This is a genomic window from Sphingomonas sp. jy18 (genome assembly GCF_056931895.1).
This window is the reverse complement of sequence record NZ_JBXPBT010000002.1, coordinates 524,247-540,288: the sequence shown is the minus strand read 5'-3', so window position 1 is coordinate 540,288 and position 16,042 is coordinate 524,247. Positions and strand designations below refer to the sequence as shown.

Below are 16,042 nucleotides of genomic sequence, written 5' to 3'. Positions count from 1 at the left end.
CTGTAGCAGCCGAGGCTAACCAAAAGCTTGCCGTTTGAGCGATGCTCACGCCTGCGCTATGCACGCCGCCATGGTCGCACCTGCCGCCCCGAATGTCGCAACCGCGCTGATCGACAGCTTCGGCCGCCGCATCGACTATCTGCGCCTTTCGGTGACCGACCGTTGCGATCTGCGCTGCACCTACTGCATGGCGGAGAACCCGGTTTTCCTGCCACGACCGGACCTGCTCTTGACCGACGAGCTGGTCGGCATCGCCCACGCCTTCATCGACCGCGGCATCCGCCGGATCCGGCTGACCGGTGGCGAACCGCTGGTCCGCCGCGATATCGACCGGATAGCAGCCGAGATTGGCGCGCGGCTCGGTGACGGGCTGGATGAGCTGACCATGACCAGCAACGGCACCTTGCTCGATCGCCATGCCGAAGCACTGCGGCGGGCCGGCATAAGGCGCATCAACATCAGCCTCGACACGCTCGACGCGGCGCGTTTCCAAGCGATTACCCGCCGCGGGTCGATCGACGATGTGCTGCGCGGCATCGATGCCGCCGATGCCGCAGGCATGGCCATCCGCATCAATATGGTGGCGATGGCCGGCATCAACGATGTCGATCTGCCCGCGATGGCCGACTGGTGCGAACAGCGCGGTTTCGATCTCGCGCTTATCGAATCGATGCCGATGGGGCAGATCGACAGCGACCGCGGGTCGCATCATGTCAGCCTCGCCAGGTACATCGCACCCTTGCTCGGGACAGCCGAGGCGATTCCGCTCCAGCATCGTAGCGCCGGGCCGGCCCGCTATGTCACGCTGCCGGGGCGAACCCTGCGCATCGGCCTGATCACCCCGATCAGCGATAATTTCTGTGCCCAGTGCAACCGGATACGGATGAGCGCCGATGGCAAGGTCCATGGCTGCCTCGGACATGATGCCGCGATCGACCTCGCCGCCGCGTGGCGCGTCGGCCAGGCCGAAGCGCTGGCCCCGCTGCTCGACACGCTGATGCGGACCAAGGCGGAGCGCCATGTCTTCGCAATCGGCAAGGGGCTGGCGGAGCGCGGCCCGGCACGGCATATGCACGCCACCGGCGGCTAATCCGGCGAGACATCGGGAGAGCGCGGGGCATGGCGGTAAGCCATTACAGCAAATTGGCACTGGTCGACTCAGGCACGCCACTGGCCCGCGCCGGCGCCGCCGAACTGCGCAGCCGTTATGACTGGGTCGAGCCTGGCGATGCGGATCTGATCGTCGCGCTCGGCGGCGACGGTTTCATGCTGCAGACGCTGCATGCCATGCTCGACAGCGGCCGCATCCTCCCCGTTTTCGGCATGAACCGCGGCACGGTCGGCTTCCTTCTCAACGAATGGCGAATCGATGCCCTGCATTCGCGCATCGAGCGGGCACGCGCCTTTTCGGTTCCGCCGCTGGTCATGGAAGCAGTGACCACCACCGGAGAACGGCATATTCTGCCGGCGATCAACGAAGTTTCGCTGCTGCGCGAGACCCGGCAGACCGCCAAGATCGAAGTGCTGGTCGACGGTCGCTGCATGATGCCCGAGCTGGTCTGCGATGGCGTGCTGGTGGCAACCCCGGCAGGGTCGACCGCCTACAATCTGTCCGCCAGCGGTCCCATCCTGCCACTCGATTCGGCGATGCTGGCGCTGACCGCGATCAGCCCCTTCCGGCCACGCCGCTGGAGCGGCGCCATCCTGCCCGATCGAACCCGTGTCTCCTTCGTCATCCGCGAAGCAACCAAGCGCCCGGTCAGCGCCGTTGCCGACCAGCGCGAGGTACGCGACGTCAAACGGGTCGATGTCGCCATCGACCACAATCGCCATCTTACCTTGCTGTTCGACCCCGAGCATGCGCTCGACGAGCGCATCGCCCGCGAACAGTTCATCGGCTGATCCGTGGCAGAAATTTCCTGCTGTGCGGGGGTTGCAATCATGACAATGCCGATGCAAAGGGGCGCTCCGCTGCGGCCGCGCAGTGGCAGGGTAGCCTGTTCCCCGATAGCTCAGCGGTAGAGCATTCGACTGTTAATCGAATGGCCGTAGGTTCGAATCCTACTCGGGGAGCCACCCATCCATCTTGCTCCAACCATGCATACCGCAGCGTGAGCGCCACCAATCACGGGCGCCTCATGCCAGCAACAGTCTTGCCGCCGCAAACAGCACGACCGCACCGGTGACGCGGCGGATGATGCCTTGCGGGAAGTGTCGCACCCCGAGCAGGCTGCCGATCTGGCCGCCGATCAGCACGGCAATGACCAGCGGATACCAGTCCAGAGTATCGGAAATCAGCGCCGCATCGCCGAGCTTGCTGATCTGACCGGCGATCCCGGCGAGCGAGTTGACGAGAATGAACAGCGCCGCCGTTCCAGCGATGCGCCGGGCACTGTCCCACCCCATCAGATGCAGCACCGGCGCAAGGAATATGCCGCCACCAATGCCAACTAGCCCGGACAGCAGGCCCAGCGGTGCGGCTGCAAGCAATGCTCCCAGCCCAGGCCCTGAACGGGGGTCGACTGGCGCGCGGGTAGAGGTGCGGTCGCGCCCGAACAGCAGCAAGGCTCCGGCCAAAGCGAGGCTGGCGCCGAGCAGCACTACAAACAGCGCCGAATCTACGGGCAATCGTCCGCCGACCCAGGCCAGCGGCACGGATAGCGCGAGCAACGGCGATGCCCGGCGCCACGGGATATGCCCCGCGGTCGCAAACCGGATCACACCGCCAGTGGCGACCACAATGTTGCAGCCGAGACTGATTACCGGAACCAGAGCGAGCGATACACCCGCCAGCACCAGCAACGCCGTGTAGGTCGACCCCCCAGCGAAACCGACCGACGCATAAATCAGCGCGGTCAGGGCGAAGAGGGGGGCGAGCCACGACAGCATTCAGCGTGCCCCGGCCCCAATCGGCGGGTACCCTGCGGACGCAACGCCCAGTGGAGCGCCACGCCCGGCCATCCTCATGCGCCGCCCGGCCCGCACCGGCATCATGCGCCGCTTCAGGCGGCGCCGTGGCAATGCTTGTACTTGCGACCCGATCCGCACGGGCACGGCGCGTTGCGGCTTTCCGGTGCGATCACCTCGCCATCGTGCGTCGGCAGTTCGGGCCGAACGCTCTGCAGCGGCGGCAGCATCGTGGTCACGGCGCCGGTGGTGCCGCCGTCGATGTCGAAGCTGTTGTCCTCTCCGGTGAACGGATCGAAATGAGTGGTCAGGAAATCGGGAAGCTCAGGCAGTTCCGGCTCGTCGAAGCGCAGTTGTGCCAGCGCCACGGTGCGGGTGACATCCTCGCGAATGGTCGCGAGCATGCGCTCGAACAGCAGGAAGGCCTCGCGCTTATATTCGTTGATCGGGGTCTTCTGCGCATAAGCGCGCAGGAAGATGACCGTACGCAGCGAATCGAGCGTCGCGAGATGTTCCTTCCAATGATGGTCGAGGTTCTGCAGCAGGATGCTCTTCTCGATGCCCCTCCAGACGGTCGGGTCGACGTCCGCGGTCTTGGCATCGATATGCGCGTTGGCCAGCGCTGCGACGCGCTCCTCGATGATCTCCGGCTCAAGGCCATCTTCGTCCGCCCAATCGGCAATCGGCAGGTCGACACCCAAAATATCCAGCGAGCGCTGACGCAGGCCCTCCAGATCCCACTGCTCGGGATAGCTCTCGGGCGGACAGGCGTCCGACACGATGGCGTTCACGGTTTCCTGACGCATGTCGTACAGCACATCGTCGACCGCTTCTGCGTCCATGATGTCGCTGCGCTGCTCGTAGATCACCTTGCGCTGGTCGTTCATGACGTTGTCATATTCGACGACCTGCTTGCGGATGTCGTAGTTGCGCGCCTCGACCTTCTTCTGCGCGGTCTCGATGGCCTTGGTCAGCCAACGCGACGGCGGCAGCGCCTCACCGTCCTCAAGCTGGCTGCGCATCATCTTGGAGAACATCGTGTCCGGACCGAACACGCGCAGCAGATCGTCGTCGAGGCACAGATAGAAACGGCTGAGGCCAGGGTCGCCCTGACGGCCCGAGCGGCCACGCAGCTGGTTGTCGATGCGGCGGCTTTCATGCCGTTCGGTGCCGAGCACGAACAGGCCACCCGCGGCCTTCACCCGCTCGCGCTCCTCCTCGACCTCGCGGACGATGCGGGCGATGGCCTCCTCGCGCTCCGGCCCTTCGGGCATGTCGACCAGTTCATCGCCCACGCGATATTCGACGTTGCCGCCCAGCTGAATGTCGGTGCCGCGACCGGCCATGTTGGTGGCGATGGTGACCGCGCCCCAACGACCGGCCTGCGCCACGATATGCGCTTCCTGCTCGTGCATGCGCGCGTTGAGCACGCTGTGGGCAACGCCCTGCTCCTTTAGGAAGCCAGACAGCAGCTCCGACTTTTCGATCGACACCGTGCCGACCAGCACGGGCTGGCCGCGCTCGCTATGCTCCTTGATCGTCCGTGCGATGCCCTGGAACTTGTCGAGCGTAGACTTGTAGAAGGTATCTTCCTCGTCGATGCGCTGGACCGGCCGGTTGGTCGGGATCTCCACGACATCCAGCTTGTAGATGTCGAAGAATTCGGGCGCTTCGGTCGCCGCGGTTCCGGTCATCCCGCCAAGCTTGGGATACATGCGGAAATAATTCTGGAAGGTGATGCTGGCAAGCGTCTGGTTCTCCGGCTCGATTCGCACGCCTTCCTTGGCCTCGACCGCCTGGTGCAGGCCGTCCGACCAACGGCGGCCATCCATCATGCGCCCGGTGAATTCGTCGATGATGACGACCTTGCCGTCCTTGACGATATAGTCGGTATCGCGGCGGAACATGACATTGGCGCGCAGCGACTGGTTGACATGCTGCACCAGCTGGGTGTTCTCGATGTCGTAGAGGTTGTCGCCGTGCAGCACGCCGGCTTCCTCGAGCAGGCGCTCGATCTTCTCGGTGCCCTCTTCGGTCAGGACGATGTTGCGCTGCTTCTCGTCCTTCTCATAATCGCCCTCGCCGAGCTGCTTCACCAGCGCGTCGACGGTGACATACATGTCGGACTTGTCGTCGGTCGGGCCGGAAATGATCAGTGGGGTGCGCGCTTCGTCGATCAGGATCGAGTCGACCTCGTCGACGATCGCGAAGTTGAATGGACGGTGGACCATCTGGTCACGCGAATATTTCATGTTGTCGCGCAGATAGTCGAAGCCGAGCTCGTTGTTGGTCGCATAGGTGATATCGGCAGCATAGGCCGCGCGACGGTCATGCTCGGTAAGGTTGGGGACGATGACGCCGGTGGTCAGGCCCAGAAAGCGGTAGACCTGGCCCATCCATTCACAGTCGCGGCGGGCGAGATAGTCATTGACGGTAACGACATGCACGCCCTTGCCTTCGAGCGCGTTGAGATAGGTGGCGAGCGTTGCCACCAGCGTCTTGCCCTCGCCCGTGCGCATTTCGGCGATCTTGCCCTTGTGGAGCACGATGCCGCCGATCATCTGCACGTCATAATGCCGCTGCCCCAGCGTGCGCTTGGCGGCTTCGCGGACGGTGGCAAAGGCTTCCGGCAACAGATCGTCGAGCGTGGCGCCGGCCTCCAGCCGGGCGCGGAACTCGGCGGTTTTGCCGCGCAGTTCGTCATCGGACAGGGGCGTGAGCGAGGGTTCGAAGGCATTGATCTGGGCAACGATCTTGCCAAGCGACTTCACATAACGGTCGTTGGACGAACCGAAGATGGATTTGGCGAATTTGCCGAGCATGGTGATATCCTGATCGATTGAGCGGAGCGCGCGCAGCGTTGCGCGCGACAAGTCCTGGATGAAAAAGAAAGGGCACGGCGCAGACTCAGCCCGCCGCGCGGTTCAGCGCGGTCTATTCGCGCCGGTTGGCGAAGCTCGCCAGATCGAACACTGCGGGAATAGAAACGCGCAGCAGCGGCCGCGCTTCGCGCATCTGCGACAGAATGCGCGACGGCCCTTGCGGCCTGTGCGCCTGACGCTGGGCCCGAACCGCCCGGACCACGCCGATGCTGCTGGCACAGCCTGTCGATGCCGGAGCCGCCATCGCCGCCCGCTCGACCAGCGCCACCCGCTCCCCGCCACCGATTCCGGTGACAGCGGCCAGCAAGGCGTAGAGGATGGTCAGCAGTTCCAAATCAGGCTCAGTCCGTCAGTCGCGCATCATGCACGGGGGCGTCGTCTTGCCACATAGGGATTGACGAAGCGTTCGTCCAATCGAAAGGCAAAAGGCGCGATGCAAGTCGATTGACTGGAAGCGCGCCGCATCAACCGTACCTAGCAGGCCGCTAAGGCTGCGTTCCGTTCACGTTGGCGCAGCGACCAATGACCGAACTACTACCCGCGCGGCCGCAATGCGTCAGGATCCCAAACGATTTGCCGCATCACCTGACTGGCGATGCGGCGGCCGCCGCTGTCCCTGGCCGGTTCATAATGGCCGCGCTCGCCCATCAGGCGGCAACTTGTCGCATCGAGATCGGCATGACCGCTGCTCTGCACAACGTCGCAGCTGTCGACTGTACCGCGGCGCGATACAAGCAGGCGGACAGTTGCAATACCGCCACGGCGTTCGCGCAGCGCTGCGGCGGGATAATCGCTGAACAATATCCAGCGATCGCCATTGATCGGCGTAGCAACTGCGGCGCCGGCTTGCACCGGAGACAGCATCAAGGCGAGTGAGAGCATCATCATGGTCGGGCCTTCCGAAAATGGAGCACAGATGAACTATCCCGCTCCAACAGGGGCAAGGTCAAGACCATGCCGTCACCACATTACTTCGAAACTGGCGGCGCCGGCACCGGCAGGTCGTCGGGAATATCCCATCGCACAGGCACGATCACGGTTCCAGTCGTCGGTCTGCCATCATCGTCGAGCGCGGGAGAAAACCGTGCCCGCTGACGCAGAAGCGTGCAGGTTGCCGCGTCGAGGTCTTCATGGCCGCTGCTGGTCACCAGAAAACAGTCGTTGGGAAGGCCTGCCCGATCAACGCCCAGCCGGACCCTGACCAACCCCTCCGCCTCGCGGCGCAAAGCGGTGGTCGGATAGTCGTCGGGGGTCACCCACATCATCTGGTTGAGCGGACGCGCCGGGGTGCCGGGGACGACGACAGGCGCGGGAGCCGGCGCCGGTGGCGGCGATCTGGGCGGAGCGAGCACCGGTACCGGTGTAGGGATCAGCAACGGCGGCGGCGGTGGCCGTTTGGTACCGGTCTGCGTGGGCGGCGGCGCCAGCATCAGCAGTGTCAGGGTCAGCAGCGGCATTGCATCCTCTGGTCGCGGCGCTATCGCCCAAAGCCTATCGCAAGCCTTGCCGTCTTGAAAGTGCCATTGCCGTGACCCCATCCCCGCTCGCCCCGGCGCATTTCCCCGACCTGCCATCGATCGGCGGAGTAACGCTGCGGGTCGCGCGCGCCCGTTACAAGGAATGGGATCGCTGCGACCTGACCTATGTCGAACTGGCCGAAGCCACGAGCGTCGCCGGGGTGACCACCCGCAACATCTGCTGTTCGACCGAAGTGGAGATGTGCCGTGAAGGCATCGCCCGCGGTTCGGCTCGGGCGCTGGTGGTCAATGCAGGCAATAGCAACGCCTTTACCGGCTATCGCGGGCGTCAGGCGGTCGAGCTCATCACGGGCCGGGTCGCGGCGCATCTGGGCTGTGCAGCCGCCGACGTGTTCGTCTGCTCGACCGGCGTGATCGGAGTGCCGCTGCCGCAGGACCGGGCCGAGGCGGGACTGGATGCGGTGTTCGACGCCGCGCCCTGCTCGTGGGAGGATGCGGCAAAGACTATCTGCACCACCGATACCTTCGCCAAGGGCGCGCACGCCAGTGCGATCGTCGGCGGGCGGCGGGTCGAGGTCAGCGGCATCGCCAAGGGCTCCGGCATGATCGCGCCGGACATGGCCACGATGCTGGCCTATGTCTTCACTGACGCAGCGGTCGAACCGGCGCTGCTGCAGGCGATGGTCACCGCGGCCAATGAGGCGAGCTTCAACTGCATAACCGTCGACGGCGATACATCGACCAGCGACACGCTGCTGGTTTTCGCGACTGGCGCTGCGGGCAACCCGCCGCTTGCCAGCATGGACGATGCCGGTGCCGATGCGCTCGCAGCGGCCATCCAGGCCGTTTGCCGGGACTTGGCGCAGCAGATCGTGCGCGATGGAGAGGGTGCGCAGAAGTTCGTCGAAATCCGCGTCAATGGCGCCGTCGATGACGCGAGTGCCCGCCGCATCAGCCTCGCCATCGGCAACTCGCCGCTGGTCAAGACGGCGATCGCCGGCGAGGATGCCAACTGGGGCCGCGTGGTGATGGCGGTCGGCAAGGCTGGCGAACCCGCCGACCGCGACCGGCTGACCATCGCGTTCGGTGACACGGTGGTGGCGAAAGATGGTTTACCGGTCGATGGCTATGACGAGACCCCGGTGGCAGCGCATCTCAAGGGGAATGAGGTGCGCATCGCCGTCGATATCGGGCTGGGCCAGGGACAGGCGACGGTGTGGACCTGCGATCTGACGCATGGCTATATCAGCATCAATGCGGACTATCGCAGCTGACCCTGACCTGAGGAGCTTCCGTCAACAGTTGCCTAGAATTTATGCGCTCCACTATAATGACTTTGTTGGAGCCGCCCCACGTCAACGGGACAAACGCCCGTTCGTGCGGCCATTCGGGGGTTTCGCGTCCCTCAAAGTCCAGGAGCCAAAATCGCGTAGGTCCGCCGCCCAAACCAATCACGCCCCGTGTTCGTTGGTCACGAAAGCGCAATTCCACGGGATTTTCACAAGGAATGACGATGCCGGAATTGCCTTGCATTCCCTCGACAAATGCGCCGCCTTCGAATTCGTCGATGTAGACGCCACGAACTCGTCTAGGCTTTTGATAACACGAGATATTATCCTGGTCGAAGTGAAGTTGATGCGTGTAAAGTGAATTCCGTAACCGGTGCGATGTATAGCATCGCGTGAACGGGTCACGTCCGGACGCGGTCAGGACGAAGCGATCATAGATCACTTCAACAGGGCGTGCCGCATTGCCTGAGCTCGCCCACGACGCCAACCCTCCCAATGTCCCGACCAGCACCAGTACCGCCAAAGCGATATAGGTGCCGGTCCGGCCCATCGATTAAAGTTCGCTTTCCAACCAGCCCTTCAGCGCGCTCTTCGGCGCCGCGCCGACCTTTTCGGCGACCTTCTGGCCGTTCTTGAACAGCATCATGGTCGGGATGCCGCGCACGCCGAGGCGGCCGGGGGCGTCCGGGTGATCGTCGATGTTGAGCTTGGCGATCACCACCTTGCCAGCCAGCTCATCGCTGATTTCCTCGAGCGCCGGGCCGATCTGCTTGCACGGGCCGCACCATTCGGCCCAGAAATCGACCAGCACCGGCGTGTCGCTGTCGAGCACGTCCGCCTGAAAGCTTGCGTCGCTGATCGCCTTGGTAGCCATGAAATTTCTCCTGTGCGCTTGGCCGGGGATGGCCGCGCCTGTCCTGTTCGATGCAACATAGGGGGGCGTTACGCCCCTCTCAAGCCACAACGGGCGAGTTCGCCTTGTCACCGCCCAAGCCGGGCTTGTGTCGCTCGAGCAGCCCTGCCGGCAGGTCGATCAGCCGCGCCCCCCCGGTGAACAGCAGCGCCGCCTCCACTCGCTTGTCCGGAAAAATCACCGCCAAGGCAGCGGCGTAGGCCGCCATCTGCCGCAGATAGCCCTCCGGTACCGCCTCGGCGCTCTCCGGCACGAGCGCGCCGGTCTTGTAGTCGATCACGCGCACCGCGGTGTCGGTGACCAAAAGCCGGTCCATGCTCCCGGCAACCACCTGTCCACCCACCAGAGCGGAGAAAGGCACCTCCGCCAGACTGCCAGGGCCGAACTGCGCAGCATAGGCAGGGTCGTCTAGCACCGCGAGGACGGCGTCGATCATGGCGGCTTGCGTCGGTGCATCGAGTGCATGGCCCATCCGTCCGAGCCACCGCGCTGCGACATCGCGCCGCAACTCCGGCACCACTGGCGGCAAGCGCTCGAACAGCGCGTGCATCAGCACGCCGCGTTCTGCCGCCATACCCGGCAGATGCGGGGCGACGGGCGGCTGCGGCACGTCCAGCGAATCGCGTTCACCCAGCGACGACGGCGCGAGCGGGCGGAGCGGGCGCGGTTCCGCGGGCGCGGCGAGGCGGGCCCACTCGGGCACCATGACCGGCGCCGAGGCGGCAACCGTTCGCGAGCCGCGCGGCTCGCGCCCGCCGACGGCATAAACGCACTCGCTCTGCCAGGGGCCGCCGGCAGTGGGCTGCCACCCCTCCCCCATCGCCTCGACCACCGGGCGGATAGCGGCGTACCAGCTGTCCTCAGGGGGCTGCTCGTCCTGCGCCCGCCTGCCGAGCGCACCGGCGACGAACAACATCCGCTCTGCGCGCGTCATGGCGACGTAGAGCAGGCGCCAATGCTCCTGCATGTCGGCCTCGGCGAGCTTGTCGGCAATCGCGGCAAGCACAATCGGCCGGTCGTCCTTCCTGACCGGCAGCAGCGGCACCTTGCCGCCATCAAGCGGCCAGTCGAGGCCGCGCTCCTTGCGCGCGGCCGGGTCGCTGGTCGCATCCGCGAGGATCACGATCCGCGCCTGCAGACCCTTCGAGCCATGTACGGTCATCACCCGCACTTCATCGACATCATTGTCGAGCTCACGCTTGATCTCGACCTCGCCGCGATCGAAGGCCGAGACAAAGCCAAGCAGGGAGGCACTCTCACGGGTCTGGTAATCGAGCGCCTTGGACACCAGCTCCTCGATCGGGTCGCGCGCCGCATTGCCCAGCCGGGCGAGCAGCCTTGCCCTGCCCTGCATCGGGCCGGACAGGATCGTCTCGAAAAAGCGGTGCGGGGTGACATTGCCCGCCATGTTGAGCAGGTCGAACAAGGGCTGGATCGCGGCCCGGTCAAGCTCCCCTTGCGCCGCGCGCTCGCGCAGGTGCGGCCACAGCGGCTCGCGTGGATTAGGTCGCCAGCCATGCGCGATCAGGTCGTCATGGCTCCAGCCGATCAGCGGTGACACCAGCAGGCTGGCCAGACTGAGGCTGTCGAGCGGCTGCAGCGCAAAGCGCGCAGCGGCGAGCAGATCCTGCACCGCGATCGGCACCTTGAGCTGCAAGCGGTCGACACCCGCCACCGGCACACCCTGTGACTGCAACCGGGAGACCAGCAATCCGGCGAGATCGGTGCGCTTGCGCACCAGGATCATCACATCGCCCGGCCGCACCTCCTCACCGTCGATGCCCCGGTCGATCCATTGCCGCACGCTGAGGGCGATCTTGTCGGCGACACGGCGCGTGGCGCTATCGATCCAGCCTTCCTCGGCCGCATCGTCGGCGCGATCATCCTCTGCATCCTTGGCCGTTGGCAATTCGGTCGGCCACAGCACGACGCGCCCCGGCGCGGCAGGCACCGACGAGACATGGGCTATCTGCTGCACGCCCTGACCGAGTCGGTCCGGCCCGAGATGCGCCATCACTGCATCGACCACCCGCAGCACCGGTGGCGAGGACCGGAAATTCTCGTTGATCGGAACGTCGGCGAACGGATGCGACGCGGCGTCGCCGCGTTCGAAGAATCTGGCGCGGGCGCCCATGAAATTCTCTGGCGAAGTACCCTGGAAGCCGTAGATCGCCTGCTTGTAGTCCCCCACCACAAAGAGCGTGCGCACCAGCCCGTCCTTGGCGCCCTTGCCGGCAAAAAATTCCTCGGCCAGGGCCCAGACGATCTGCCATTGCGCCTCGTTGGTATCCTGCGCTTCGTCCACGAGGATATGATCGATGCGTGTATCGAGCTTGTAGCGAATCCAGTCGGCCCGCCCCGGCTCGGCGAGCAGTCGCGCAGTCAGGCGGATCAGATCGTCGAAATCGACCACGCCTTCACGCCGCTTGCGGTCCTGAACCGCCCGGGCGAAGGCCCGTCCCACCTCCAGACCGTCGGCGAGGCGGTCAGCGGTGGTCATGTGCCGATGTGTGGCCGTGATGTCTGCGAGACGTTGGTGACATCGCACAGCCAAATCGGTGACGGCAACCAGCGCCTTGCTGTTGGACCAATCCTTGCGCAGTTCGCCCTTGGCGGTGGCGAACACGGCAAACAAATCATCGATGGCGGCGCCGCGATCGCCGGGTGCCAGCGTCAGCCAGGCGCGGATGGCAGCGGCGCGTTCGGCCCTGGCCTTGGCGCTGGTCCATGCGGCGCAGCATTCGGCGATGGCACGCAGATCGGCTGCGCCAACCGCGTCATCGCCGCAATGGCTGGCCAGCCATGCGGCGGGGGTCGGTTCGGTTGGCAGGCCGAAGATGCTGCGCACCCATGGCCCGAGCCCGGCTGGCAAAGTGTCGAGCGCGTCCGCCGCGCCAGCGCAACGGTTCAGATAGTTCCGCAACGTCCCTTCATCGAACGCCAACGCCAGATCGGCGACGCGCTTGGCCAAGGCCGGATCATGCCGTTCGGCATGCGCGACCATATCGGACAATGTGCTGGTGCGCAGATCGGCAATTTCGGCTTCGTCGAGGGCGCGAAAGCCGGGCGCAAGGCCCGCTTCTTCCGGAAAGCCGCCGAGCAGCGACTGGCAGAAGCTGTGGATGGTCTGAATGGCGAGCCCGCCGCCCGTCGCATCAATCACCTTGGCAAACAGCGTGCGGGCGAGCGCCCGGCGCTCGGCACGGTCGTGGAAAGGGTCGCCGATGGCGAACAGTTCATGCCCCAGTGCGGCATCGTCCAGCCGGACCCAGTCGGCCAGATCCTTGCGCACGCGCCGCGCCATCTCCGCCGCGCCAGCTTTGGTGAAGGTGATCGCCAATATGGCATGCGGCGGCACACCCGAGAGCAGCAGACGCTTGATCCGCGCCGTCAACACCTGCGTTTTGCCGGTGCCTGCGCTCGCCGACATCCAGGCATTGGCGGACGGGTCGGCGCCTTGCTTTTGCGGATCGGTGAGCCTGGTCAGGGGCTTGCTGTTGGATGTCACTGCGCTCGCTCCCGGCCATACCATTCTTCCAGACGCATGAGCTGGTCATAATCGGCATAGGGTGCGTGCTCGGGTGCCAGCTTGGCCTTGAACGGCTCGTCGCCTTTGAGCCAGCGCGATATGCCCTCGCGCAGCCGCTGTTCTGCGCGTTCGGCAAAATTGCCGGCATCCACCGTTGCCTCTTGCTTGAGGAACGGCGTGTCCACCCAGCCGAAACCCTCGCCCTTGGGGCGCCGGTTGGTTCGCCAATATTCGTATGTCGACACCGGCCCCGGTTCGCCGGCAAAGGCCCCCTGCTGCGCCATCAGGCCGATCAGACCCAGTTGCAGCGCGAACAGGGCCTCCACCGATCGCTTTGCCGGGCCGCTTCCGGTCTTGTAGTCGACGATGGCGAGGCTGCCATCGGCCAAACGGTCGATCCGGTCCGGCCGACCCGACAGACGGATTCCGTCGATGCGGATTTCCCCGCGTTGCTCCGAAGCCGAAAGGATGGGCATGCGCCGCTCTTCCCGCTGCATGCGCACTATTTCCCCGACTGCCCAGCGCATCGCCGGACGCAGCCGCGGCGCCCACAAGGTGCGCAGCACCGGGCTGACACCGGGGCCGTCCAGCAGTTCCTCGACGATGGGTTCGAGCCGGTCGATGCTTCCATCGCCCTGTTTCAGCCAGCGTTCGAGCACGGCATGCACCATGGTCCCGCGCCATGCGGGCGTCGGTTCCGCATCGAGCGGGTCCAGCCGGAACAGGCCGAGTGCATTGCGGGCGTAGAAGGCAAAGGGATCGGCCAGCAGCCGGTCGACCTCGGTAATGCTGATCTGCGTCGGCCTGCGGCTGCGCGGCGGCGCGGGCGCCGGGCGCGCGATCGGCTGCGGCGTCGCGCAGGCATCGATGGCTGCTGCGAGCGACGCCAGCCCGTCCTGCCCGGCCATCAGCGCGCGATCACCGACCAGCGCCTCAAGCCGCAACACCAGCCGCGAGGCAACAGTCGGCGCGCTTCCCTGCCGCTGCGATCGGGTGATTATCACCTCTGCTGCACCCAATGCCGACGCGAAATCATGCGCAGCCAGGCCCGCCGGCCGGTCCAGTCCAGGCAGCCCCAGCTTCTTGCGCATCATCGGCGCAAGCCAAGGGTCGGGCGACGGCGGCTGCGGCCATTGCCCTTCGTTGAGCCCGGCCAGGATCATCCGGTCTGCCCGCTGCAATCGCCCTTCGATCAAGCCCCAGATGAACAGGCGGGGATGACCGCCCTGTGGGGGGCGCACTGCGACATCGCGCATCAGTTGCGCGAGCAGCGGCACGACTTCCTGCGGACGTACCTCTGTCGCCAGGACGTCCGCTTCGGCTTCGATGGTCTCGAACAGACGCGCGAGCGCCCGGCCGGCGGTACCGGTCCAGATCGTCTCGGCCGACAGGGTGGTCAGCGCCTGCCGCAACGTCCCCACCATCGTCGCCAAGTCGACCGACGCGTCGGCTGCGAACCGGCCTTCGACCGGGAGCAACAGCGGCATCACGCTCTGCGACCACCATTGGCGCAGCGCCGCACCCGCGCCGTCCATGCTGCCGTCTGCCTTGCGTGCGGACTCACGCAGCAACGCATCGATGCACGCGAGGCCAGCCGCGGGGCGGGGGCCGCGCAGCAGCAGATCGAGGTCGCGGACGCGGTCGAGCCACGGCATGCGGTCATCGGTGGCAACGAACGGATGGCTGAGCAGCGATATGAGCTGCACCGGCGCAAAGCCGCTCGACGCGGCGCCAGCCAAATTGAGCAGCAATTCACCAGCAGCAGTCGTTGTCAGCGGCTGTCCGGCCGAATCATCCGCAGCGACGCCCCAGCGTGCCAGATGCCCCGCCACCCGCGTCGCGATCGCCCGGTCGGGCGTCACCAATGCGGCTGTCCGTCCAGGCACCTCCAGCACCTCACGCATCGCCAAGGCAATAGCCAGCGCCTCTTCCGCCGGCGTCGCACACTCGATCAGCGATATGCCGGCGGCGTCCCGCTCGCTGCGCCTGACATGTTGCCACGCCGCGGTAAACTGCGCCGGCGCGAACAGCTGGCGAACCAGCGCAGGACGCGTCGCCGGGCCATCGGCGTCGCACGCATGCGGCCACGATTGTACCTCGCCGCTGGCCATGCCCATCCGCTCCAGCAGCAGCTTGAGGTGGAAATGGGGATGGCCGTCGAGCGGCGGTTGTCCGCCATCTTCGAGCGCTGCAGGATCGTCTCCCAGCGCATCCCACCACTCCGTTGGCATGGCGACATCGAGATGAGGCAACAGCACCGTGCCACCCGGCGCGAACGCTATGGTGCGCAGCAGCCGGGCAATGGCCGGCGCGGTGGACGTGACACCCGCTGCCACAACGAACGGCGCCGGCAATCCCCGCGTCCGCCAGCGCCGCGCAACCCGGTCATAGGTGGCATTGCGCCGTGCCGCCCGATCTATGGCGCCCTCCGCCGCAAGAATTTCGGGCCAGCGGCGGCACAGCCGCTGCAGGAGCGCGAATGCCTCCTGCCAGTGGCTGGCCATCGCCGCGTCGTCGAGCGCGGCCAGCCGATCGAGCGCGACCTCTTCGATCGTCAGCACATCGATGACGCGGGCAAGGCTGTCGGCGAGGCGAATGGCTTCGCCCGCCGGCGTCCCGTCCCGCTCTGCGACAATCAACTGCGCGAGCAGGAACCGGCGGCGCATCGGCCCGATGGCCGGAGGCAGCGGCTCTTCCTCAGCATCGATCCGGTCCAGCGCGGCGCCGACACCGTCGTCGAGGTCATCGTCGCCCAGCACGACCAGCCGCGGCAGCAGCAGCGCGCCCCCGGCATGGCGAATGAAGGCGTCCCGCACGGCGGTGACGGCACGGTTGTTGGGCAGCAGGATCATGCCCGCCGCCAGCCCCAGCCGATCCGCGCCATGCCGGGCCATCACGCCCGCGACCAGCGCGTCAGCGAACGCCCGATTGACCGGGACAGTGAAAAGGGACGGACGGATCGATTGCGTTTCGGACATCCCGCTTCCCGTTCACCCTCCGCCTGCCGGAGGCTGCTGCAAGCCTATTGCCTTGCCGAACAGAAA

Annotated in this window: 12 protein-coding genes and 1 tRNA gene; 4 read left to right on the top strand and 9 right to left on the bottom strand. The window is 65.8% G+C overall.

Annotated elements, in window-relative coordinates; genetic code table 11:
- Window positions 1–70: 70 nt before the first annotated feature.
- From moaA to AC0QC4_RS07645, 3 genes are all read left to right on the top strand, one after another.
- Window positions 71–1,090: a GTP 3',8-cyclase MoaA gene (gene moaA, locus AC0QC4_RS07655; RefSeq protein WP_483659151.1), complete on the top strand. Its 1,020-nt coding sequence runs from the start codon at window positions 71–73 to the stop codon at window positions 1,088–1,090.
- A gap of 29 nt (window positions 1,091–1,119) precedes the next feature.
- The gene (locus AC0QC4_RS07650; RefSeq protein ID WP_483659150.1) at window positions 1,120–1,902 is read left to right on the top strand and encodes an NAD kinase; all 783 of its coding nucleotides are present in this window, start codon (window positions 1,120–1,122) and stop codon (window positions 1,900–1,902) included.
- A 99-nt stretch (window positions 1,903–2,001) separates the two neighbouring features.
- A tRNA-Asn gene (locus AC0QC4_RS07645) sits at window positions 2,002–2,076 on the top strand.
- Window positions 2,077–2,136: 60 nt separating this feature from the next.
- On the opposite strand, the gene AC0QC4_RS07640 is transcribed toward AC0QC4_RS07645, so the two are convergent.
- From AC0QC4_RS07640 to AC0QC4_RS07620, 5 genes are all read right to left on the bottom strand, one after another.
- The gene (locus tag AC0QC4_RS07640; protein WP_483659149.1) at window positions 2,137–2,889 is read right to left on the bottom strand and encodes a sulfite exporter TauE/SafE family protein; all 753 of its coding nucleotides are present in this window, start codon (window positions 2,887–2,889) and stop codon (window positions 2,137–2,139) included.
- A gap of 113 nt (window positions 2,890–3,002) precedes the next feature.
- Window positions 3,003–5,729: a preprotein translocase subunit SecA gene (secA, locus tag AC0QC4_RS07635; RefSeq protein WP_483659147.1), complete on the bottom strand. Its 2,727-nt coding sequence runs from the start codon at window positions 5,727–5,729 to the stop codon at window positions 3,003–3,005.
- Window positions 5,730–5,841: 112 nt separating this feature from the next.
- Complete coding sequence (locus AC0QC4_RS07630; protein ID WP_483659146.1) at window positions 5,842–6,123, bottom strand: hypothetical protein; 282 nt, start codon at window positions 6,121–6,123, stop codon at window positions 5,842–5,844.
- A 200-nt stretch (window positions 6,124–6,323) separates the two neighbouring features.
- The gene (locus tag AC0QC4_RS07625) at window positions 6,324–6,677 is read right to left on the bottom strand and encodes an energy transducer TonB (protein ID WP_483659144.1); all 354 of its coding nucleotides are present in this window, start codon (window positions 6,675–6,677) and stop codon (window positions 6,324–6,326) included.
- A gap of 80 nt (window positions 6,678–6,757) precedes the next feature.
- Window positions 6,758–7,246: an energy transducer TonB gene (locus tag AC0QC4_RS07620; RefSeq protein WP_483659143.1), complete on the bottom strand. Its 489-nt coding sequence runs from the start codon at window positions 7,244–7,246 to the stop codon at window positions 6,758–6,760.
- A gap of 71 nt (window positions 7,247–7,317) precedes the next feature.
- On the opposite strand from AC0QC4_RS07620, the gene argJ reads away from it, so the two are divergent.
- Entirely contained in the window at window positions 7,318–8,541 is a 1,224-nt protein-coding gene (gene argJ, locus AC0QC4_RS07615) for a bifunctional glutamate N-acetyltransferase/amino-acid acetyltransferase ArgJ (protein ID WP_483659141.1), read from the top strand.
- On the opposite strand, the gene AC0QC4_RS07610 is transcribed toward argJ, so the two are convergent.
- The 4 genes from AC0QC4_RS07610 to addB form a co-directional block, all read right to left on the bottom strand.
- A complete protein-coding gene (locus AC0QC4_RS07610; protein WP_483659139.1) occupies window positions 8,519–9,106 on the bottom strand; it encodes a hypothetical protein in 588 nt (195 codons plus the stop codon). The genes argJ and AC0QC4_RS07610 overlap by 23 nt on opposite strands.
- 3 nt (window positions 9,107–9,109) lie before the next feature.
- Window positions 9,110–9,430, bottom strand: coding sequence for a thioredoxin (trxA, locus tag AC0QC4_RS07605; protein WP_483659138.1), 321 nt, complete (start codon window positions 9,428–9,430; stop codon window positions 9,110–9,112).
- Between the two features lie 79 nt (window positions 9,431–9,509).
- On the bottom strand, window positions 9,510–12,977 hold the full coding sequence (gene addA, locus AC0QC4_RS07600; RefSeq protein WP_483659137.1) for a double-strand break repair helicase AddA: 3,468 nt from the start codon (window positions 12,975–12,977) through the stop codon (window positions 9,510–9,512).
- Entirely contained in the window at window positions 12,974–15,976 is a 3,003-nt protein-coding gene (gene addB, locus AC0QC4_RS07595) for a double-strand break repair protein AddB (protein WP_483659136.1), read from the bottom strand. Before addB ends, addA begins: the two co-directional genes overlap by 4 nt.
- Window positions 15,977–16,042 lie beyond the last annotated feature (66 nt).

Excerpts from the sequence above, each read along its gene's own strand:
- moaA (WP_483659151.1), top strand. The coding sequence starts at position 71 with ATGGTCGCACCTGCCGCCCCGAATGTCGCAACCGCGCTGATCGACAGC.
- addB (WP_483659136.1), bottom strand. The coding sequence starts at position 15,976 with ATGTCCGAAACGCAATCGATCCGTCCGTCCCTTTTCACTGTCCCGGTC.
- AC0QC4_RS07620 (WP_483659143.1), bottom strand. The coding sequence starts at position 7,246 with ATGCCGCTGCTGACCCTGACACTGCTGATGCTGGCGCCGCCGCCCACG.
- AC0QC4_RS07610 (WP_483659139.1), bottom strand. The coding sequence starts at position 9,106 with ATGGGCCGGACCGGCACCTATATCGCTTTGGCGGTACTGGTGCTGGTC.
- secA (WP_483659147.1), bottom strand. The coding sequence starts at position 5,729 with ATGCTCGGCAAATTCGCCAAATCCATCTTCGGTTCGTCCAACGACCGT.
- AC0QC4_RS07650 (WP_483659150.1), top strand. The coding sequence starts at position 1,120 with ATGGCGGTAAGCCATTACAGCAAATTGGCACTGGTCGACTCAGGCACG.
- AC0QC4_RS07640 (WP_483659149.1), bottom strand. The coding sequence starts at position 2,889 with ATGCTGTCGTGGCTCGCCCCCCTCTTCGCCCTGACCGCGCTGATTTAT.
- AC0QC4_RS07625 (WP_483659144.1), bottom strand. The coding sequence starts at position 6,677 with ATGATGATGCTCTCACTCGCCTTGATGCTGTCTCCGGTGCAAGCCGGC.
- trxA (WP_483659138.1), bottom strand. The coding sequence starts at position 9,430 with ATGGCTACCAAGGCGATCAGCGACGCAAGCTTTCAGGCGGACGTGCTC.